This is a genomic window from Lacisediminihabitans sp. H27-G8, assembly GCF_046156175.1.
Classification (GTDB): domain Bacteria; phylum Actinomycetota; class Actinomycetes; order Actinomycetales; family Microbacteriaceae; genus Lacisediminihabitans.
Window position 1 is genome coordinate 456,096 of sequence record NZ_JAYLVL010000001.1, and the last position, 19,193, is coordinate 475,288.

The 19,193-nt window shown below is 66.3% G+C and carries 16 protein-coding genes; 5 read left to right on the top strand and 11 right to left on the bottom strand.

Annotated features, from left to right (window positions below; all coding sequences use genetic code 11):
- Positions 1–35: 35 nt before the first annotated feature.
- The 5 genes from holA to VLI63_RS02165 form a co-directional block, all read right to left on the bottom strand.
- Positions 36–1,025, bottom strand: coding sequence for a DNA polymerase III subunit delta (holA, locus tag VLI63_RS02145; protein WP_409155266.1), 990 nt, complete (start codon positions 1,023–1,025; stop codon positions 36–38).
- A gap of 198 nt (positions 1,026–1,223) precedes the next feature.
- Positions 1,224–3,575: a ComEC/Rec2 family competence protein gene (locus VLI63_RS02150; RefSeq protein WP_409155268.1), complete on the bottom strand. Its 2,352-nt coding sequence runs from the start codon at positions 3,573–3,575 to the stop codon at positions 1,224–1,226.
- 30 nt (positions 3,576–3,605) lie between these two features.
- Entirely contained in the window at positions 3,606–4,226 is a 621-nt protein-coding gene (locus VLI63_RS02155; RefSeq protein WP_409155270.1) for a helix-hairpin-helix domain-containing protein, read from the bottom strand.
- A 101-nt stretch (positions 4,227–4,327) separates the two neighbouring features.
- Positions 4,328–6,925, bottom strand: a complete 2,598-nt coding sequence (gene leuS, locus VLI63_RS02160; protein WP_409155271.1) for a leucine--tRNA ligase — start codon at positions 6,923–6,925, stop codon at positions 4,328–4,330.
- Between the two features lie 203 nt (positions 6,926–7,128).
- On the bottom strand, positions 7,129–8,484 hold the full coding sequence (locus VLI63_RS02165; RefSeq protein WP_409155272.1) for an anthranilate synthase component I family protein: 1,356 nt from the start codon (positions 8,482–8,484) through the stop codon (positions 7,129–7,131).
- Positions 8,485–8,495: 11 nt separating this feature from the next.
- Between VLI63_RS02165 and VLI63_RS02170 the strand changes: the two genes are divergently transcribed.
- From VLI63_RS02170 to VLI63_RS02180, 3 genes are all read left to right on the top strand, one after another.
- Positions 8,496–9,272, top strand: a complete 777-nt coding sequence (locus VLI63_RS02170; RefSeq protein ID WP_409155273.1) for an aminotransferase class IV — start codon at positions 8,496–8,498, stop codon at positions 9,270–9,272.
- A 124-nt stretch (positions 9,273–9,396) separates the two neighbouring features.
- The gene (locus VLI63_RS02175; protein ID WP_409155274.1) at positions 9,397–10,467 is read left to right on the top strand and encodes a hypothetical protein; all 1,071 of its coding nucleotides are present in this window, start codon (positions 9,397–9,399) and stop codon (positions 10,465–10,467) included.
- A gap of 331 nt (positions 10,468–10,798) precedes the next feature.
- Positions 10,799–11,470 (top strand): DedA family protein, encoded by a 672-nt coding sequence (locus VLI63_RS02180; protein ID WP_409155275.1) that lies wholly within the window; start codon positions 10,799–10,801, stop codon positions 11,468–11,470.
- Positions 11,471–11,502: 32 nt separating this feature from the next.
- Here the strand turns inward: VLI63_RS02180 and VLI63_RS02185 are convergent, their stop codons facing one another.
- The 5 genes from VLI63_RS02185 to VLI63_RS02205 all read right to left on the bottom strand — a co-directional run bounded on the left by VLI63_RS02185 (position 11,503) and on the right by VLI63_RS02205 (position 15,736).
- Complete coding sequence (locus VLI63_RS02185; RefSeq protein ID WP_409155276.1) at positions 11,503–12,297, bottom strand: ABC transporter substrate-binding protein; 795 nt, start codon at positions 12,295–12,297, stop codon at positions 11,503–11,505.
- A gap of 159 nt (positions 12,298–12,456) precedes the next feature.
- Entirely contained in the window at positions 12,457–13,173 is a 717-nt protein-coding gene (locus VLI63_RS02190) for an ABC transporter permease (protein ID WP_409155278.1), read from the bottom strand.
- On the bottom strand, positions 13,170–13,859 hold the full coding sequence (locus tag VLI63_RS02195; RefSeq protein ID WP_409155280.1) for an ABC transporter permease: 690 nt from the start codon (positions 13,857–13,859) through the stop codon (positions 13,170–13,172). The genes VLI63_RS02190 and VLI63_RS02195 overlap by 4 nt, the downstream gene beginning before the upstream one ends.
- Positions 13,856–14,707, bottom strand: coding sequence for an ABC transporter ATP-binding protein (locus VLI63_RS02200; protein ID WP_409155282.1), 852 nt, complete (start codon positions 14,705–14,707; stop codon positions 13,856–13,858). The genes VLI63_RS02195 and VLI63_RS02200 overlap by 4 nt, the downstream gene beginning before the upstream one ends.
- A 372-nt stretch (positions 14,708–15,079) precedes the next feature.
- A complete protein-coding gene (locus tag VLI63_RS02205) occupies positions 15,080–15,736 on the bottom strand; it encodes a TetR/AcrR family transcriptional regulator (protein ID WP_409155283.1) in 657 nt (218 codons plus the stop codon).
- Between the two features lie 174 nt (positions 15,737–15,910).
- Between VLI63_RS02205 and VLI63_RS02210 the strand changes: the two genes are divergently transcribed.
- Both VLI63_RS02210 and VLI63_RS02215 read left to right on the top strand, forming a co-directional pair.
- Positions 15,911–16,954 (top strand): App1 family protein, encoded by a 1,044-nt coding sequence (locus tag VLI63_RS02210; protein WP_409155284.1) that lies wholly within the window; start codon positions 15,911–15,913, stop codon positions 16,952–16,954.
- 43 nt (positions 16,955–16,997) lie between these two features.
- Positions 16,998–17,804 carry a class I SAM-dependent methyltransferase gene (locus tag VLI63_RS02215; RefSeq protein ID WP_409155285.1) on the top strand — a complete coding sequence of 269 codons (807 nt, stop codon included), beginning with the start codon at positions 16,998–17,000 and terminating at the stop codon, positions 17,802–17,804.
- Between the two features lie 13 nt (positions 17,805–17,817).
- Here the strand turns inward: VLI63_RS02215 and VLI63_RS02220 are convergent, their stop codons facing one another.
- A complete protein-coding gene (locus VLI63_RS02220) occupies positions 17,818–19,185 on the bottom strand; it encodes a glucose-6-phosphate dehydrogenase (RefSeq protein WP_409155286.1) in 1,368 nt (455 codons plus the stop codon).
- Positions 19,186–19,193 lie beyond the last annotated feature (8 nt).

The following is a 19,193-nucleotide window of genomic DNA, read 5'->3' on the forward strand; positions in this document are numbered from 1 at the left end:
TCACCGTTCGCGGTGGCGGGTTTTTTGCGTGCCTGCTAGGAGGTGCCGCGGGTGCTGATCACGCCGACGAGACGCTCGAGCACGAAGACCGGATCGCGACCGGCACCCTTGATCGCGGCATCCGTCTCGGCGAGCAGTTCGATGCACCGGCCGAGGCCGCGATCGTCCCACCCCTGCAGGTCCCGACGGGCGCGATCCACCTGCCAGGGCGCGAGTCCGAACTGCTGGGCGAGCTGGCCGGATCCTCCGCGTGCGCCGGAGATCTTCGCCATGGTGCGCAACTTGCTGGCGAAGGCGGCGAGGATCGGCACCGGGTCGGCACCGGAGGCGAGGGCGTGGCGAAGCAGGATGAGCGCCTCACCGCGACGGCCCGCGATCGCGACATCCGCGACCCGGAAAGCGTTGGTCTCGACCCTGCCCGAGTAGTACTTCTCGACTGTTACTTCGGTGATCTCCTCGCTCGCGTCGGCCATCAGCTGCTGGCAGGCGGCCGCGAGCTCGGCGAGATCGTCTGAGAAGGCCCCGGTGAGCGCGCGCAGGGCACCGCTCGTGATGCGGCGGTTCTCGATCGCGAACTCCGCCGCAGCGAAGTCGAGCTTCTCGGAGTCTTTCTTGAGTTCGGTGCAGACGATCTCGATACCGTTGCCGAGCCCGCCGCGGATGGCGTCGAGCAGCTTCTTGCCCCGAACTCCGCCGGCGTGCCGCAGCACGACATAGGTGTCATCGGCCGGTGACTCCAGGTACTGGAGCGTCTCGGCGATGAAGGCATCAGTGCACTTCTCTACGCCGGTGACCCGGATCAGGCGCGGCTCGCCGAACAGCGAGGGACTGGCCATGGTGATGAGCTCACCCGGTCCGTAGGCATCCGCTTCGAGGTCGCTGATCTCGAGGCTCGGATCTTCCGCCTTGAGGATCTCGCGCAGCATGCGGATGGCGCGTTCGGCGAGAAAATCCTCCGTGCCGGAGACGAGCACGACATTCGCCGGTCGCACACGGTCCCAGCCCAGCTGCGGGATCGACACCACAACCTTCCCTGCCGGAGATGCGGATTTCGGTGCTGCCCTGCCTGCCACTGCCCTGCCTGCCACTGCGCTCCCTGAACTTCTTCGCCCTGAAGGGCTGTCGGCCCCAGTTTATTGCGACCCCACCGACGCTCGGACCGACTAGCGAGACGCCGACTGGCGAGAGCCCGACACCTGAGAAGCCGACACCAGAAGGGCCGTCTAGCGAGAGGTCGCCTTCCCTTCCGGCATCGGATGCTCAGTCCAGACGGTCACGCCCCCTCCCGGGGCCGGCGCCAACAGTGCCATCCCCTCGAGGTCCGTGCGGGTCGCAACAGTGCCACTGTCGGCGAGGATGCCGAGCAGTCTGTCGGTCGGATGCCCGTAGCCGTTGTCGAGGCCCACGCCGATCACTCCCACAGTCGCGTGCAGCGCCGCGTAGAGCTTCGGGTTCTGGTCGCCCGAACCGTGGTGCGCCACCTTCACGACATCCACCGGACCGATGCGATTGGCCGCCATCATCAGGGCCTGTGGTCGATCGCCGAGGTCGCCGAGAAACAGAGACGAGAGGCATCCAGACGCGCACTCCCCGAGCCCGGTGAACCGCAGTGTCACGCTGGCGTCGTTGCCGGGTTCGACCGAGCCCAGCCGGGCCCGTGGCCACAAAACCTCCCACCCGAGCTCGCCCAACCGGCCCGTGAGTCCCTGGCTCACCTGGCTGACGGCGGCCCCGTGCTGCGCGAGCTGCGCGCCGATGCCCGATGCCGGAGATCCGTCGGTCGGGCCGGTCATCGCCCGGGTGACGCGCCCGAACACGGCGGCGGTACCGCCAACATGATCAAAGTCCCAGTGGGTGAGCAGCAGAAGGTCGATGCGGGAGATGCCGAGTTCGTCGAGGCAACGCCGTAACAGCTTCGGATCGCGACCCGTGTCGATGAGAGCGATCTGCCCTTGGCTGCGAACGAGCACCGCATCGCCCTGGCCGACGTCGCAGGCCGCGATCTGCCAGTTCTCGGGTCTCGAGAGACGCTGCCTCAGCGAATCACCCGCCGCGATACCTCCAGCCGCAACCAACACCAGGGCGAGCGCGATCACCGCGAACCTGCGCCACAGACGACCGGGCGGCGCAAGCACGACCACGAGGAGTAACGCAGTGATGACCGCGATGGAGGCGAGCCCGGGAGTGCCCTGCACCCAGGGAAGCGACCCGCCCGGCAGGCCGCTGAAAAAAGTTGCGACGGAGGCGATCCAGGCCGCCGGCAGCCACGCGATCGCCGCGACGAGGTTCCCGACAGCAGGCAACACCGGAAGCAGCACACAGGCGATCAATCCGAGCACGGTGGCAACCGGAGCGGCGGGCTCGGCGAGCACATTGGCGAACACGCCGTAGGTGGGAATGCTCGGGTTGAGCAGGATGAGCACCGGTTGGCACGCCAGCTGTGCGGCGAGCGGGATGGAGAGCACCGCCGCGAGCCAGAGCGGTATCCAACGCGACATCAGCCGCGTGAGCGGTCCGGAGAGGGTCAGCAGTCCACCGGTGGCGAGCACGGAGAGGATGAAGCCATAGCTGTGGGAGAGCCACGGATCGGTCGCCAGCAGGATGAGACTCGCGAGCGCCAGGATCGGGATGCCGCGAACCGGACGTCCCCGGGCGAGTGCCGCGAGCACCAGAGCCGCCATCACCGCGGCCCGCAGCACGCTCGGCTCGGGGGTGACCAGCACCACGAAGCCCACGAGGATCACCACCGACAGGCCGATCCGCCAGCCCCGCGGTAGACCGATCGACGCACCACCGAGCATGACCAGAGCGATCACGACAGCACAATTGGCGCCGGAGACGGCCGTCAGGTGACTGAGCGACGTCACCTTCATCGCGCCGTCGAGTGCGGTGCCGACGGCGCTGGTGTCCCCGATGGCGAGGCCCGGGAGCAGGTCTCCACCGTCGCCCGGGAGTGTTGCCGCGGCATCCCGGAACCGGGCGCGAAGACCATTCGCCCAGTCGAGGTACGAGGGCGAGGCGGACTCGAGGCGGACTCCGCGATCGGCGAAGAAGCGGAATGCGACCCGATCTGTCGGCTCCGTTGCCGAGACGGTACCCGCAAGCTTCACGGTGGCTCCGATACCGATCGTGGTGGGCGGGGGAACCGCGAAGACCGTGACCGGGCTATCGAGAGACAGCGTGTGACCGGCGATGGTCACCGAATTCAGCGTGGCGGAGAACATCGCCTTACCCGCGACACCCTGGCCTAGTGCCGGCACCGTTTCGGTGACCACCGCCGTGGCGGTGATGAAACGACCAGCCTTGGCCGCCTCGAGCAGCACCTCCGGCGATCGGCTCGGGGCTCTGGTCGCCGCGACGCTGGTGAGCAGCGCGCTGGCGGCAAGGGCGAGGACAACGCCGACGAGCACGGCGCGGCGGCGGCCGCGCGTGGCGACAGATGCCAGGAGGGTCAGGGTGGTCGCTACCCAGAAGAGGATTGCCGAGCCGGGGAGCAGCTGCGGTGTTGCCACCAGCACCCCGACGACCACCCAGGCGACAACGGTCGGCACCGCGAGTCGAAGATCGACGTTCACAGCGTCACGGCCGTCACAGCGTCACGGCGGTCACAGCGTCACGAGGTCCTTCAGCGAGTCGAAGGTCTTCTGGCCGACACCGGTGACGCTCATCAGGTCTTCGAGGGCGGTGAACCTCCCGTTCTTCGCGCGCCAGTCCAGGATGCGTTTCGCCATGGCGGGCCCCACCCGGGGAAGGGTCTCGAGCGCCGCCTCATCCGCGGTGTTGATGTTGACCTTGCCGCCCGGGGAAGAGGCCCCCGGCACGATGACGGGGGCCTCGCCGACCGCGGGCACGAGGATCTGCTCGCCATCGACGAGCGCTCGCGCCAGATTGAGCCCCGCCTGTTCGGCGGCCGGGGTGAACCCGCCGGCGGCCGCGATCGCATCGACGGCCCGGTCCCCGTCACGGAGAAGGTAGAGCCCTGGCTTCGCGACAGCGCCGAGGATGTGCACGTAGATGGTCACGCCTCCCGAGGCGGACCGTGGCGCGCCGCTGACGCCGGGCGTGGATGGCGCGGTCGGGGCGACGGACTGTGTCGCCCCGTCGGTGCCCACCGCGCTCACGAGCACCGCGATGCCCAGGCCGACGAGCACCAGCACGATGGCCGCACCCACACCCACCCGCGCGCGGACGGGTCGGCGCGCGACGAGGGCGGCAAGCGGATCCATGCCCGAAGGCTAGGAAGTATCCGCCCGTGACCTCACCGTGGCGACCGGGGATGGGGACAATCCGGCCCCCGCTCCCCCGGCAGAGGACTGGAGCCGTCGCGTCAGGGTTTGGTGGCGATGTTCACGATGCGCGGAGCCCGCACGATCACATTGACCACCGTACGATCACCGACGGCGCGCACGACTCCGGCGGATGCGAGCGCGAGCTTCTCGAGCTCGGCAGGGTCGATCTTGGGGCTGACGTCCGCCTTGTCACGCACCTTGCCGTCGACCTGGAACACCGCCGTGACGGAGGTCTCCACGAGCAGTGTCTTGTCGGCCTTGCGCCAGCCGTAGAGAGCGACGGGCGGCGGGTAGCCGAGCTGCTCCCACATCTCCTCCGCGGTGTACGGCGCGAAGAGCGAGAGCCCGAGGGCAACGGTCTCGGTGGCTTCGCGCACCGCGGCATCCGCTCCCCCCGCTCCGCTGTCGATGACCTTGCGGGTGGCATTGACGAGCTCCATGAGACGGGCGACCACGACATTGAACTTGAAGGACTCGATGAGGCCCGGCGCTTCGGCGAGGAAGTGGTGGGTGACACGGCGCAGGGCCTGGTCGCCGGTGCGCCACTCGATCTCGGGAGCGCTCGTGACATCCTGCGCGAGGCGCCAGGCGCGGGCGAGGAACTTCGCCGAACCGGCGGGAGAGACGTCTTCCCAGTTGATGTCGTCTTCCGGAGGACCGGCGAACACCATGGTCAACCGGATCGCGTCCACACCATGGGCCGAGATCTCGTCGCCGAGGTTCACTCCCCCGCGGCTCTTCGACATCTTCGAGCCTCCGGAGAGCACCATCCCCTGGTTGAGGAGGGCGCTGAACGGCTCGGTGAAGCTCACGTAACCGAGGTCGAAGAGCACCTTGGTGATGAAACGCGCGTAGAGCAGATGCAGGATCGCGTGCTCGACGCCCCCGATGTACTGGTCCACCGGCGCCCACTTATCGGCCTCCTTCGGGTCGAAGGCACGGGTATCGTCCTGCGGGCTGAGGAAGCGAAGGAAGTACCACGAACTGTCGACGAAGGTGTCCATCGTGTCGGGATCGCGACGCACGGCTCTGCCGTCGGGCAGGGTGGCGTTCACCCAGTCCTCGGCAGCGCCGAGAGGCGACACCCCCTTCGGCTGCAGGTCGAGCCCCTCCGTCGACGGCAGGCGAACGGGCAGTTGGTCCTCCGGCACCGGAACCAGTTCGCCGTCTTCCGTGTGGAAGATCGGGATGGGGGTGCCCCAGAACCGCTGACGGGAGATGAGCCAGTCGCGCAGGCGATAGTTCTTCGATGCGCGGCCGTTGCCCGCGGCATCCAGCTGCTCGGTGATGCGCTTGATCGCGTTGGACTTGCTCAGCCCGTTGAGGGATCCCGAATTGAGCATGCGCCCGTCGCCGGTGAGCGCGACACCGGTGTGAGCGGGATCGAGCGGCGGCAGGTCGTCGGGCAGCTCGGCCTCGCCGGTCTCGGGGTTGATCGGCAGCACCGGGATCGCTCCGGTGACGGGCTGGTTGGTGTCGACCACCACTCGCACGGGGAGGTCGAACTTGCGGGCGAAGTCGAGGTCACGCTGGTCGTGCGCGGGAACGGCCATGACCGCTCCGTGGCCGTAGTCGGCGAGGACGTAGTCTGCGGCCCAGATCGGGATGCGTTCGCCGTTGATCGGATTCACCGCGAACCGGTCGAGGAAGACGCCGGTCTTCTCCCGGCTCGCGTCCTGGCGCTCGATCTCGGTGGTCTTCTGCACCTGCACGAGGTAGTCCGTGAAGCTGTTGCGCACGGCATCCGTCGACCCGGCCACGAGCTCCGCGGCAAGGTCGGAGTCCGGCGCGACGACCATGAAGGTGACGCCGTAGAGAGTATCGGGGCGGGTGGTGAAGACGGTGATCTTCTCCTCACGACCCTCGATCACGAAGTCGACATCCGCGCCCTTCGAGCGGCCGATCCAGTTGCGTTGCATCGCGAGCACCTTGGGCGGCCACGATCCCTCGAGCTGGTTGAGGTCGTCGAGAAGCCGGTCGGCGTAGTCGGTGATCTTGAAGTACCACTGCGTGAGCTTCTTCTTCACGACGACGGCGCCGGAGCGGTCGGAGGTGCCGTCGGGCAGTACCTGCTCGTTGGCGAGCACGGTCTGGTCCACCGGGTCCCAGTTGACCCAGGAATCCTTGCGGTAGGCGAGGCCCTTCTCGTACATCTTGAGGAACAGCCACTGGTTCCACTTGTAGTACTCGGGGTCACTGGTCGCGATCTCACGGTCCCAGTCCACCGAGGTGGCGTACTGCTTCATCGACTCCGACTGTTGGGCGATGTTGGCGTAGGTCCACTCGCGCGGGTCGACCCCCCGCTTGATCGCCGCGTTCTCCGCGGGCAGGCCGAAAGAGTCCCAGCCGATGGGGTGAAGCACATTGAAGCCCTGCTGGCGCCAGTACCGCGCGAGCACGTCCGCCAGCGCGAAGGCCTCGGCATGTCCCATGTGCAGGTCCCCGGACGGGTACGAGAACATGTCGAGGATGTACTTGCGCGGACGTTTGTCGTCGGGATCGTCGGTGCGGAACGACTTCAGCTCGTCCCAGCGCGGCATCCACTTCGCCTGGAGCGCAGCGGCGTCGTAGCGCGGGCCGTGATCTGCGGTGCGGTCCTCTGCAGTCGGGTCTGCTGCAGTGCGGTCTTCTGCCACGAAAGTCTCAATTCATTGAATTCACCAGAGGCGGCCGGATTTAGCCACGGCCGTGTCCAAGGGTACCGAACCCAGCCGTGCGCGACCGCATCCCCCCGATGGGCGCCATTCGGACGTGCCTGATCCCGGTGATCCGGGCCACGGTAGGTGGAGGCGCCCGCCGTGCCGGACTCAGCGCCGTTCCACCACGGGGTCCGCCGGAGTTAAGCCGAAGGGACGCCCAGCACCGCGAGCAGAGCGGCCGCCTTGAGCTTCACCTCGGCGAGTTCCTCCACGGGCACCGACAGCGCCGTGATACCGCCGCCGGATCCGACGGTCGCACCCTCCGCGTCCAGCAGGATGCTGCGGATCACCATCGACAGTTCGACCCGGCCGTCGAGCCCGAAGTAACCGAAGGCGCCGGCGTAGACGCCGCGGGCACGGTGCTCGAGGCTGTCGAGGATGGTGACCGCGCTGTGTTTCGGGGCGCCGGTCATCGAACCCGCGGGAAAGCACGCCACCACGGCGTCGACCGCACTCAGCCCCGGCGCGAGACGGCCGCGCACCGTACTCACCAACTGGTGGACGTGAGCGTAGGTCTCCACCGCCAGGAGCCGCGGAACACTCACCGAGCCCACCTCGCTCACCCGGGCGATGTCGTTGCGCATCAGGTCGACGATCATCAGGTTCTCGGCTCGTTCCTTGTCGCTCGCGAGCAGCTCTGCCACGAGTGCCGCGTCGGATGCCTCTGTCTCGCCGCGACGACGGGTGCCCTTGATCGGGTGGGACTCGACGGTGCCGTCCGGTGCCACGGAGAGGAACAGCTCTGGCGAGGAACTCAACAGCGAGACCTGCCCCGCGCGGAAGAAGGCACCGTGATGGCTCGGGTTCGCCGCTCTCAGGGCGAGATAGGTCTCGAACGGATCGGGGGTCACCGCGACTCTCGCCTCGGTCGTGAGGCACAACTGGTAGGCATCGCCGGCTTCGATGGCGGCCTGGCAGGCCCCGATCATCCGCAGGTAGTCCTCGTCGGTGTCCGCCCACACGACCTCTGCCTCTGGCGGCAGACCGCTGCCCGTCGCGGCGGCAGGAGCCTTGCTCAACCCCAGCACGGTGGCGAGCAACTCCTCGACGGCGGCCCGTTCGAGCCCCAGCACGGTCACCGAGCCCGACGAATGGTCGAAGGCGATGGCCACGTCCACGAAGACCAGCGAGGCATCCGCGTATCGCGACTGGTGAGCGGATGCCGCGCCCATCGTCTGCGCGGCCAGGCCGTAGCCCAGCCAGCCCACCCACCCGAGCCGGAATCCGGTCGAGGGAGGCAGTTCATGCAGAGCGAGATCCTCCCGCAGCACATCGAAGACCTCGCCCTCGGTCGCCTCGCCCGCGATGGTCACCGTGCCCCGAGCGACGGATGCCGTGAGCGAGCGCCTGCCGAATCCCAGGTAACTCATGCCCTCCGTGGCATGCATCCCGGAGTCCAGCCACACCGCCGACGCGCGATCCGCGAAGAGTGCGCGGGCGAGTTCGGCAGGCTCGCTCCACCCGGGCAGCGGTGATTCGTAGACCCGGTGGCGCATAACCTAACTCTATGAGCGAGTCGACCGTCTACCGCTGGCACGAGGGCGAGCTGCACCTCCTCGATTACTGCGATATGACGGACACGAGCATCGCTGCCGCGGATTCCTGGCTGGTCACCGGCGGCTCCTCGCTCGCTCTCGAGCTCCATCGCCACCGCTTCTTCGAGGCGGCAGCGGGCCTCGTCGACGATCTCGACGCCTTCTGGAACGCCTCCATCACGGCGATTCCACGCTCTGGAGACTGGTTCCCCCGGGTCGAGGTGCAGGTACGAGGCGGCGCTGCACTCGCGGTGTTCCGGCTGCGCAGCGCCCCCGAGCTCTTCCGGTCGGTGAGGCTCGCGAGTCACCGGGGGGCAGATCCGAGAACCGTGCCGGGCACGAAGGGTCCCGACACCGCAGTGTTGCTGCGCATCCGCACGGAAGCCCAGGCGATCGGCGCGGACGAAGCCGTGATCCTGTCCGTAGATGGATTCGTGGTCGAGGGCGCCTACAGCGCGATTCTCTGGTGGCGTGGGGACGTGCTCTGCGCCCCCTCGCCGGAGCTCGACCGCGTTGACAGCGTCACGGCCCGCTCGGTCATCACCCTCGCCACCGCGCTGGGCGTCGAGGTCTACTACGAGTCGATAACGCCAGATGAACTCGACGGGTGCGAGATCTGGGCGGTGAGCGCCCTGCACGGCATCCGCATCGTCACCTCGTGGATCGACGGACCCGCGCCGGCCGAGCTGCCCGGTCGCCTGGCGACCTGGCGCGCCCGGCTCGACCGCCTGCGACGACCCCTCCCCTAGCAGCGCCGCACGGGTTCCTGTCGGCGCTCTTCGGAGGCGTGTTGTGATCGCTCAATGGCGTCATCGGGGCGGAGTACCCGAACGGGGACGTGCGCGCCTGCGATCATCTGGTGAGACTTGATGAGTGAGCCGCGCCACTTCAGCCTCGATCTCTTCAGAGATTGATTTCAGGGAGTTGCACGCGCGTTATTCACGGGCCGATTTTCGGGAGTTCAAGAAGTGGGCTCGCGGCACGGCGCAGGGCTCGCGGCGCGGGGGAAGTTTGGTCCGGTCTGTCTTCGTCGGCTCCGTTGTCGTGTCGACCTTCATCTCTATCGCGCTGTCAGCGCTCGTCATATTTTCCACGATGGCCACAACGAGCCCCCTCTGGGCCACGCTTGTGGGGGGTCCGGTAATCGCGGCCTTCATCTATCTCGCGTCGGTGCGGTTGATCGATATCTGGCGACGAGACGTTCGGCTCCGGGTGCGTTGGCGCCGCTGGATGAACCTCGAGCGGTTCACGCTGGCCAACACCATGGTCTATACACCAGAGATCAGCTCGCCGAGTTACCCCGGATCGATTTTCACGATCGGCACAGCACGAAGGGCGTTTGACGTGGTCACGACGAGCGTGGGTCGTTACGTCGAGATTGGCAACTACAGCTTCAGCGGGGCCTCGGGGCTGAACCGATCTCTCAACCACTGCGGCTACATCCGCACCCTGGTTGATCGGAGACTTCCCCATCTGTACCTCAAGTCACGTAAGTCTCGACGGTTCGGCGCCGCGTTCATGCGTTCGCAGGAGTTCTCGCTCGAGGGCGACTTTGGAAAGTATTTCCGGCTGTACACGCCACTCGGCTATGAACGGGATGCCCTGTACATCTTCACGCCTGACCTTATGGCGGTACTCATTGACGAGGCATCCGACTTCGACGTCGAATTCGTCGACACCCAGGTGTTCTTCTACTCACCTCGACGCTTCGCCATGCGCGATCCTCGGACGTACCGTCGAGTGGTCGCCGTCGTCGACGCCGTCGTCGGTAAGGCATTGAGACAAACTCGTGCCTATTCGGACGAGCGAACCACCGGCAATTTCGTTGCGGCACGCGGTGCCCGATTGGGGCGTGGTGTGACCCTGGCGATGGTCGTCGGCGTCATGATCCTGGTCGCTCAGATCACGAGAGCGATCATCATGCTCTGGAACGCAGCGCACTAGATGAGCGGTGCGCTGTCGTGGCTGAGTTGCTTCGAATCAAGCACGCAGGGACGCGGAGCTCGAGAAGGCCGAACCGTCCTGGGTTTCATGCCGCTGTTGTGCCAGCGATGTGACCTCCATGGCCGAACCATCTTCTTGAGCCGCCACGCCCGCGTGACCTGTCTCGCAACCGAAGTTCCTCGAAACCCATCGGATGCAAGACACTGGCCCCGCTCGAAACCGGTGACGGAATTTGCTCGATGCGTCACAGAGCGATCACAGAACGCCGCCACAGGGCGCTGACAGTCACACACCGGACGGAATCGCATTTCTGCTGGCTAGGCTCTCGTCCGTGAACGACATCCTCAGCTGGATTCTCGACACGGTTCGCAACGTCGATCCCGTGCTTCGGATTCTGATCGCGGGCGTCGGCATGCTGCTGGAGACGTCGATCCTGGTGGGGCTGATCGTGCCCGGGGACACGATCGTGCTCGTGTCGGCCACCGGCATCGCCGACTGGCCGCAGTACGTGGCGCTTCTCGCCGCCGTGATCGTGGGTTCGCTCACCGGGGAGAGCATCGGCTTCGCCCTCGGTCGCTTCTTCGGGCCGCGCATCCAGGCCTCCCGGATCGGGCGGCGACTGGGTGAACGCAATTGGCTCAGAGCGGAGACCTACCTCGACCGGCGCGGGGGCATCGCGGTGTTCATCTCCCGATTCCTTCCGGTGTTGCACGCGCTCATCCCCCTCACGGTCGGGATGAGCACCATGAGCTACCGCAAGTTCGTGGCCTGGACGGCGCCGGCCTGTATCCTCTGGGCCGGCGCCTATGTCTCGGTGGGATGGCTTGCCGCGGGGTCCTATCGGCAGCTGGCGACCCAGTTGCACTTCGCGGGCTACCTCTTCGCCGGAATCATCGCGGCGTTCCTCGTGATCGTGTTGATCGTGAAGAAGGCCGTCACCCGGGCCGAGGCTCGCCACATGCTGCGCGAAGAGCCCCAGACAGACGAAGTGCCCGAGCCGTAGCCCGGGCACTTCGAATGATCGCGCGGTTGGTGTTACTTGAGCAGGCCCGCGTCGGTGAGCCAGGCCTTGGCGATGACCGGTGCAGACTTCTGGTCGGTGACGCTTTCGGAGTTGAGGCTGACGAGGTCGGACTGCGAGAGCTTGGCGCTCACCTTGTTCAGTATGTCCGCCGCCTTCGTTGTGACCTTCTTGGACACGATCGGGGCGACGTTGTCCGGGAAGAACAGGTTGTCAGGATCCTTGAGCACGACCAGGTTGTCGGTCTTGATGAGCGGGCTTGCGGTGTAGATGTTGGCGAGCTGGATCTTGTTGTCCAGAAGCGCCTTCACGGTGAGCGGTCCGCCGCCGTCTTCGATCGCGGTCAGTCCGGCGGTTGTGACGCCGTACTTGGCCTTGAGCGCATCGGGACCGTAGGGACGGGTCGCGAGCTCGGAGTTGCCTCCGACCAGGATCGGCTCGGTCACGTTCTTCAACGAGGCGATATCGGTGAGCTTGTACTTCTGGGCGAACGCCGAGGTGACGGTCCACGAGTTCTGGTCGGCCGCCTCAGCCTTGTCGAGAACGCGAAGGCCGGTCGGCAACACCGACGCGAGGTCCTTCGCCACGTCATCCGCAGAGCCCCCGGCTGCGGTCTTGTTCAGTGCCTGGTCGAGACTGCCGATGTATTCGGGGAAGACATCGATCTTTCCCGATTCGAGTTCGGGCAGGTAGACCTCACGCTGACCGATCTTGAACTGGCGGTCGACCGTGAATCCGCCGTTTTCGAGCGCCTGGGCGTAGATCTCGGCGACGATCTCGTTGGAGTAGTAGTCCTGCGATCCGACCACGAAGGTCGTCTTCGATCCCGAACCCGAGCCCCCGGAGATGGGGTTACTCGACGCACACCCTGAAAGGGCTATTGCTGCCCCAACCACGACTGCGCCAAGTGCGACGAGCCGGCCTTTTCTTGCTGTGAACATGTGATTGTTTCCTTAATGTGAGGGGGGTTAACCCAGGGCCGCGCGAGATCGGGTCGACTTCACGCGGAAATCTTGAGGTCGTCCGGCCGTGACCCCCGCGGGGATCACGAGCCTCTGGACGATGCTGAACAGCACTTCGGAGAGGATGGCGAGCAGAATCACGAGAATCGATCCCGCCAGCATCTGGGGATAGTCGTTCGTCTTGAGCCCCAGGAAGATGTAGTGTCCGAGGCCGCCGCCGCCGACGTAATCCGCGAGCGTTGCGGTGGCGATCACCTGGAGAGATGCGGTTCGCAGCCCGCCGATCAACAGCGGCAGCCCGAGCGGCATCTCGACCCGTCCCACGATCTGCAACTCGGTCATGCCGACGGCTCGTGCCGCGTCGATGGCTCGTCGGTCGACGGCCTCGAAGCCGGAGTACGCACCGGCCAGGATCGAGGGGATGGCCAGCACGACGAGGGCGACGAATGGGCCGATCAGACCGACGTTCACGATCAGGGCGATGAGGCTCAGCAGTCCGAGGGTGGGAAGTGCGCGTGTCGCGCCCGACAGCCCGATCGCCAGCGAGCGCCCCCGGCCGGTGTGACCGATGACGTACCCGAGCGGGATCGCGATCACCGACGCGACAGCGAGCACTCCGAGGCTGATCAGCAGGTGCTGGCCCACCCGGGTGCCGATTCCGTTCACCCCGACATAGTGGGCCGGATCCAACACCCAGAGAATGCCCTGCACAAAGAGATTCATGCGGTGACCGCTGCTCTCGGTCGACGACGGTCCCGGCGGGCTAGTCGCCCCGAAGTGACCGCGACCCAGGGCATCAGCACCCGGCCGAGAAGTACGAGGAGCCCGTCGACCCCGAGCGCGATGATGATGGTGAGCACGATCCCGGTGAGGATCTCGACGGCTATGCCACGCTGGATTCCGTCGGTGAAGAGCGCCCCGAGGCTGCTGATGCCGATCACGGCGCCCACTGTCGTGAGGCTGATCGTGCTCACGGCGACGACGCGGATGCCGGCGAGCAGCACGGGACCAGCAAGAGGAAGCTCGACCCTGAAGAATTGCGACCTCGCCGAGAAACCCACGGCGGTGGCCGACTGCCGGATGTCCGGATCCACCGAGCCGAGGCCGTCGGCCGTGGTGCGCACCATGAGGGCGATGCCGTACAGGGTGAGCGCGACGACGAGGTTGATCGGGTCCCTCAGCCCGGTGCCGATGATCAGCGGAAGGATGATGAACAGGGGAAGCGACGGGATGGCGTAGAGCAGGCCGAGAACGGTGAGCAGTGTTCCGCGACTCCAGCGGTAGCGATTCGCGACCCAGCCGATGGGCACCGAGATCACGAAACTCAGGATGATCGGCGGGATGGCGATCAGGAGATGCGCGACCACCAGCTGGCCGATCAGGTCACCGTTGTTGAGCAGCCAGTTCACGGCGCTACCCCGCCGGATTCGCTGACGGTCTCGGGATCGGCGACCAGAACTCCCGCGGCACGTCCGGAAGCATCCACCAGGATGTCTCCACTCGGCGTACTTCGGATGCTCAGCTCACGCTTTCCCTTGTCCCCACCGATGAAGGAGGCGACGAATTCGTTGGCGGGCGCCGAGAGGATCTCGGTCGGTGTGCCGACCTGAGCAATGCGACCACCCTTCTCGAGGATCACGACCTGGTCGCCGAGGAGGAACGCCTCGTCGATGTCGTGGGTGACGAACACCACGGTCTTGTCGAGCTCGCGCTGGAGGCGCAGCAACTCGGTCTGCAGCTCGGCGCGCACGATCGGGTCAACGGCACCGAAGGGCTCGTCCATCAGCAGGATGTTGGGATCGGCCGCGAGCCCGCGGGCCACCCCGACGCGCTGCTGCTGGCCACCGGACAACTGGCTCGGGTAGCGGTCGGCCAAGGCGCGGTCGAGACCGACGGTGTCGAGCAGGCGCAGCGCATCCTCCCGTGCCTGTTTCTTGGGGACCCGGTTGAGCACTGGGACGGTCGCGACGTTGTCGATCACTTTGAGGTGGGGAAGCAGACCGGAGTTCTGCATCACGTAGCCGATGCGGCGGCGCAGTGCCACCGGCTCCAGCTTCGAGGTGTCGTCACCATCGATCTCGATGACGCCGGACGTCGGGTCGACCATGCGGTTGATCATGCGGAGCAGAGTGGTCTTGCCCGATCCGGATGAACCGACGAACACCGTCGTCTTGCGCGACGGCAACACCAGGCTGAAGTCTTCGACCGCGACCGTGCCATCGGGAAACTGTTTCGTGACGCTGCGGAACTCGATCATGGGGGCGGCTCATTCCTCGTGGGCTACACGAATCGACACTTGCCGGACTTTTCTAGCTAAACACTATTCCCGGCCACCGTCACTTTCGGTTGCCGCAGATTACGAATCGCTGACAGTGCGGGGCGCACAGCGTTCGCAGAAATGGCCGGATTCAACGGTGAACCGCACCATACGCCGTGACCGACCCGCGGCCTAGGCCCGGTCGGGATCTCTGCAGGAGCCTGTCAGGAACGGGCGGGCGGCCGAAGCCGCTCTCTCGCCGAGATGCCGGGATCCCGAGACTCCGAGACTCCGAGACTCCGAGACTCCGAGATTCCGAGATTCCGAGACCAGCCGAACCGCCATCGCGCCGGGGACCGGCGCGACGTGCCGCTACGCCTTGTCGGGATCTCCGTAGAAGCCTGTCAGGTAGGCCTTCGAGATCGTCATCGCTTCATCGACGAGTGCGGAGTCACCGTGGGATTCGTAGGTGAAGGCGCGGGACAACAGAGAGTCGGCGACCACGATGACGACCTCGAGACGGTGAGCGAGTTCCTCGATCGGGAGTCCGAAGCGCTCAGAGAGTGCCGTCGCCGCTGCGGCAGCGACGACGGTGCTTCCCGACTGGGCCGAGAGCGCCGGACGCACGTCCAACACATCCCCCAGTCGGAGCGAACGGAATCCGGGGGTGGAACGGAAGGCGCCGGTCATCCCGTTGATGCAGGCGCTGATGGCATCCCACCAGGTGGCGTGGGCGGGATCGAGGATGGTGGTGCGGGTGCCCTCGACGAATCCACCGAGCGATCGCGCGCTGAGGCTCTGGAGCACGACGATGCGGTCGGGGAAGTAGCGGTAGACGGTGCCGATAGAGGCCCCGGCACGCTCGGCTACCATCGCCGTGGTGAGGCGCTCGTAGCCGATCTCGTCGATGATCGCAGCTGCTGCATCGAGGAGACTCGCGAGCCTCGCCGTACTGCGCGCCTGAACCGGCTCATTGCGCAACAGGGCGCTGCCATCCGAGGCGACTTCCGTGGGGTTTTGATCGGCCAATGCAACTCCTCGATTTATGTCAATCGGAATACTATCGCGCCCCCGAGACGGGGGCGCGAGTTTCTTGCGATTAATTCACGAACTGTGAGATTTCCCAGAAATGACGGGTCTGTGTACTACTCCAACCGTTCTGTGGACGGTAATCGCTCGCCATAGACGTGAAAGACTTGCCTCATGGCCAGGATCCCGAAAACGTCAGCCACAGCGGCAGGAGCAGAGCCGATCATCCACCTGGCAGCGCGCGCAGAAGACACCGTGCACGATCTCCGGGAGAAGTGGGCGCGGCGTCGCGGACACCTCCCGACCATCGTGCCGTATGCCGGCTATGGTGCGCCGGGATGGGCGCGGGTGCTGTGCCGGGTGCTGCTCACCAAGCCGACCGCCGGCACCGATCCCCGGTACAAGAAGATCCGCGGATGGCGCAGTTTCACGAGCGTCCCGGTAAACGACATCGTCGTCACCATCGGCATCGGCGATGTGGAGCAGCGGGTAGAGGCCGACCGCGGAGGTGTTGTCGACACCGTGCTCGAAGTCGACCTCCCCCCGGGCTGGCACACGATAACCCTCGGCACCAACGAGACCGATACGGTGGAGGCCTCGGTATTCATCGTCGACCCCGCGGTGACCGCAGGAATCATCTCCGACGTGGATGACACGGTGATGGTGACCGCTCTGCCCCGTCCGTTCCTCGCCGCCTGGAACACCTTCGTGCTCGACGAGCACGCACGGCGACCGGTGCCAGGCATGGCCGTGCTCTACGAGCGGCTGACGCGGTCGCATCCGGGAATCCCGGTCTTCTATCTCTCCACCGGAGCCTGGAATGTGGCACCGACCCTCACCCGTTTCCTCTCGCGGAATCTCTACCCGACCGGACCCCTGTTGCTCACCGACTGGGGGCCGACTCACGATCGCTGGTTCCGCAGCGGACGCGACCACAAGGTCGACACCCTCAAAAGACTCTCCCGGGAGTTCCCCGACGTGCGCTGGCTGCTCGTCGGTGACGACGGGCAGCACGACGAAGAGATTTACAGCCAGTTCGCCGACAGTCATCCGCACAGCGTCGAGGCTGTGGCGATCCGCCAGCTCTCGAACAGTGAGGCTGTTCTCGCCGGCGGCAGAAGCAAGTCCGAGGCCCATTCCAACGAGTCGGCGCCCTGGGTCTACGCTCCCGACGGGGCGGGGCTGGCCGAGCGCCTCGCAGACACTGGGATTTTCTGACAACGACCTGCGAGTGTCGCCGATCTGCTGGTAGACCTGAAATATGACCCAACGGCTGGCGGACGGATCGGCCGGCGACGCCGACTACTCGAGAATCGGGCCGGGCTACGCGCTCATCCGGCAACCCGACCCGCGGATCGCGGCTCGCATTCTCGATGCCCTCGGAGACGCACGCACCGTGCTCAATGTCGGAGCGGGCGCCGGATCCTATGAACCCGTCGACCGGGAGGTCACCGCCGTCGAACCCTCGGCCTCGATGCGCGCCCAGCGACCGGAGTGGCTCACCCTAGCGATCGACGCCACCTCTGACGACCTGCCCTTCCCCGACAGAAGCTTCGATGCCAGCATGGCGACGGTAACCGTGCACCAGTGGCCGGCGCGTGCGACGGGTCTTGCCGAGATGCGCCGCGTGACCCGGGGGCCCGTCGTGATCATGACCTTCGATCCCGTGCCGCCGCAACACTGGTGGCTTATGGACTACGCGCCAGAGGTCTTTGAGGTGGAGAGCCACCGGATGCCCGCGATCGCCACCCTGAAGTTCGAACTGGGCGGGGACAGCGGCGCACCGGTCGACGTGATTCCGGTGCCGGTTCCGGCAGACTGCGTCGATGGATTCGGCCAGGCCTTCTTCGCCCGCCCCGAGCGGCTGCTCGAAGCGGATGTCCGCCGGGCCATGTCGGCGTGGAGCTTCGTGTCAGACGAGGTCGTCGCCCGCTTCACCGGTCGGCTCTCGGCGGACCTGGCCAGTGGTGCCTGGGATCGGCAGTACGGCGACTTCCGCCGGCTCGACGAGTTCGATGCGGGCCTGAGGCTCGTGGTGGGGCATCCGTCCCACCGCACCGAGCCGTAGCGCGGCTTGTGAGCTACTTCCACGCGGTCGGCCCGGCAGAACCGGCCCGGTAGCTGTCGATCGGCACTTCGCCCTTGCGCCAGGCCGAGAGGATCGGCCCGACGATGCGCCAACATTCCTCGACGGCGTCCGCTCGCACCGACAGGGTGGCATCGTCGGACAGGATGCCGTGGAGTACCTCGCCGTAGGGACCGAGCTCCCCCTTCGCGAACTCCACATCGAGGCTCACGCGGTCGAGGGTGAACGGGTCGTCTTCGCCATTGATGTTCAGGTCGAGCTCGATGCTGTCCGGGCTCAGCGAGATGGTGAGCCGCGCGGGCCCTGGGTTGCCGGTGAAGCCGTAGGGGCGATGCGGCACGTCCTTGAAGGTCACCACGATCTGCTGGCGTTTGTCAGCGATGGCCTTGCCCGACCGCAGTCGGAACGGCACTCCAGCCCAACGCCAGTTTTCGATCCCCACGGTGACCTCCGCGAGGGTCTCGGTGTCGAGTTCCGGATGCACGCCGGACTCCTTCACGTAGGCGGGGAGCTTGCGGCCGTCGATGGTGCCTCCCGTGTAGCGGGCTCGGCGCCCGGCCGCGACAGGATTGCTCTTCCAAGCGTGGGTGGCACGCAACACCTGTGCCATCGATCCGCGGAGGTCGTCGGCGTCGAGACTCGACGGCGGCTCCATCGCGGCGAGCGCCATCACGAGCAGCAGATGGCTCTGGATCATGTCGACGAGGGCGCCGGCCTTGTCGTAGTACCCGGCTCTGCCTTCGAGGGCGAGTGTCTCGTCGAAGACGATGTCGACCCTCTCGATGTGCTCCGCGCTCCAGACCTGTTCGAATATGCGGTTGGCGAAGCGGAGGCCCAGGAGGTTGAGCACCGTCGACTTTCCGAGGAAGTGATCCACCCGATGGATGTGCTTCTCCGGCAGGAGCTTCACCAGTTGCCGGTTGAGCGCCTGGGCGCTGCGCAGGTCGGTGCCGAAGGGCTTCTCCAGCCCGAGCACCGTGCCCTTCGGCAGCCCGACCTTCTCGAGGGCGGCGATCGAGAGGATCGTCACGTGTGGAGGCAGCGCGAAATAGAGGGCGGGCGTGCCGGTTGCCGCAGCCAGAATGCGCTCGAGATCCGCCGGCTTCGTCACGTCGGCCTGCAGGTACACCGAATTCTTGGCCACCGCGGACGAACGGGCGCTCGCGGATCCCCCGGCGGCGAAGGAATCGACGACCCGCGCTCGCCACTCGGCGTCCGTCATCGGATCGAATCCCACGCCGATCAGGTGCAGGTCGTAGCCGCGCGAGCTGCCGAGCAGCTGGCCGAGGCCGGGAAGCAGCAGCCTCTTGGTGAGGTCCCCACCCGCTCCGAATATGACGAGAGTTCCGATGTGGTCAGCCATGACCACAG

Excerpts from the sequence above, each read along its gene's own strand:
- VLI63_RS02155 (WP_409155270.1), bottom strand. The coding sequence starts at position 4,226 with ATGGATCCGCTTGCCGCCCTCGTCGCGCGCCGACCCGTCCGCGCGCGG.
- VLI63_RS02165 (WP_409155272.1), bottom strand. The coding sequence starts at position 8,484 with ATGCGCCACCGGGTCTACGAATCACCGCTGCCCGGGTGGAGCGAGCCT.
- VLI63_RS02170 (WP_409155273.1), top strand. The coding sequence starts at position 8,496 with ATGAGCGAGTCGACCGTCTACCGCTGGCACGAGGGCGAGCTGCACCTC.
- VLI63_RS02190 (WP_409155278.1), bottom strand. The coding sequence starts at position 13,173 with ATGAATCTCTTTGTGCAGGGCATTCTCTGGGTGTTGGATCCGGCCCAC.
- VLI63_RS02200 (WP_409155282.1), bottom strand. The coding sequence starts at position 14,707 with ATGATCGAGTTCCGCAGCGTCACGAAACAGTTTCCCGATGGCACGGTC.
- VLI63_RS02210 (WP_409155284.1), top strand. The coding sequence starts at position 15,911 with ATGGCCAGGATCCCGAAAACGTCAGCCACAGCGGCAGGAGCAGAGCCG.
- VLI63_RS02215 (WP_409155285.1), top strand. The coding sequence starts at position 16,998 with ATGACCCAACGGCTGGCGGACGGATCGGCCGGCGACGCCGACTACTCG.
- VLI63_RS02220 (WP_409155286.1), bottom strand. The coding sequence starts at position 19,185 with ATGGCTGACCACATCGGAACTCTCGTCATATTCGGAGCGGGTGGGGAC.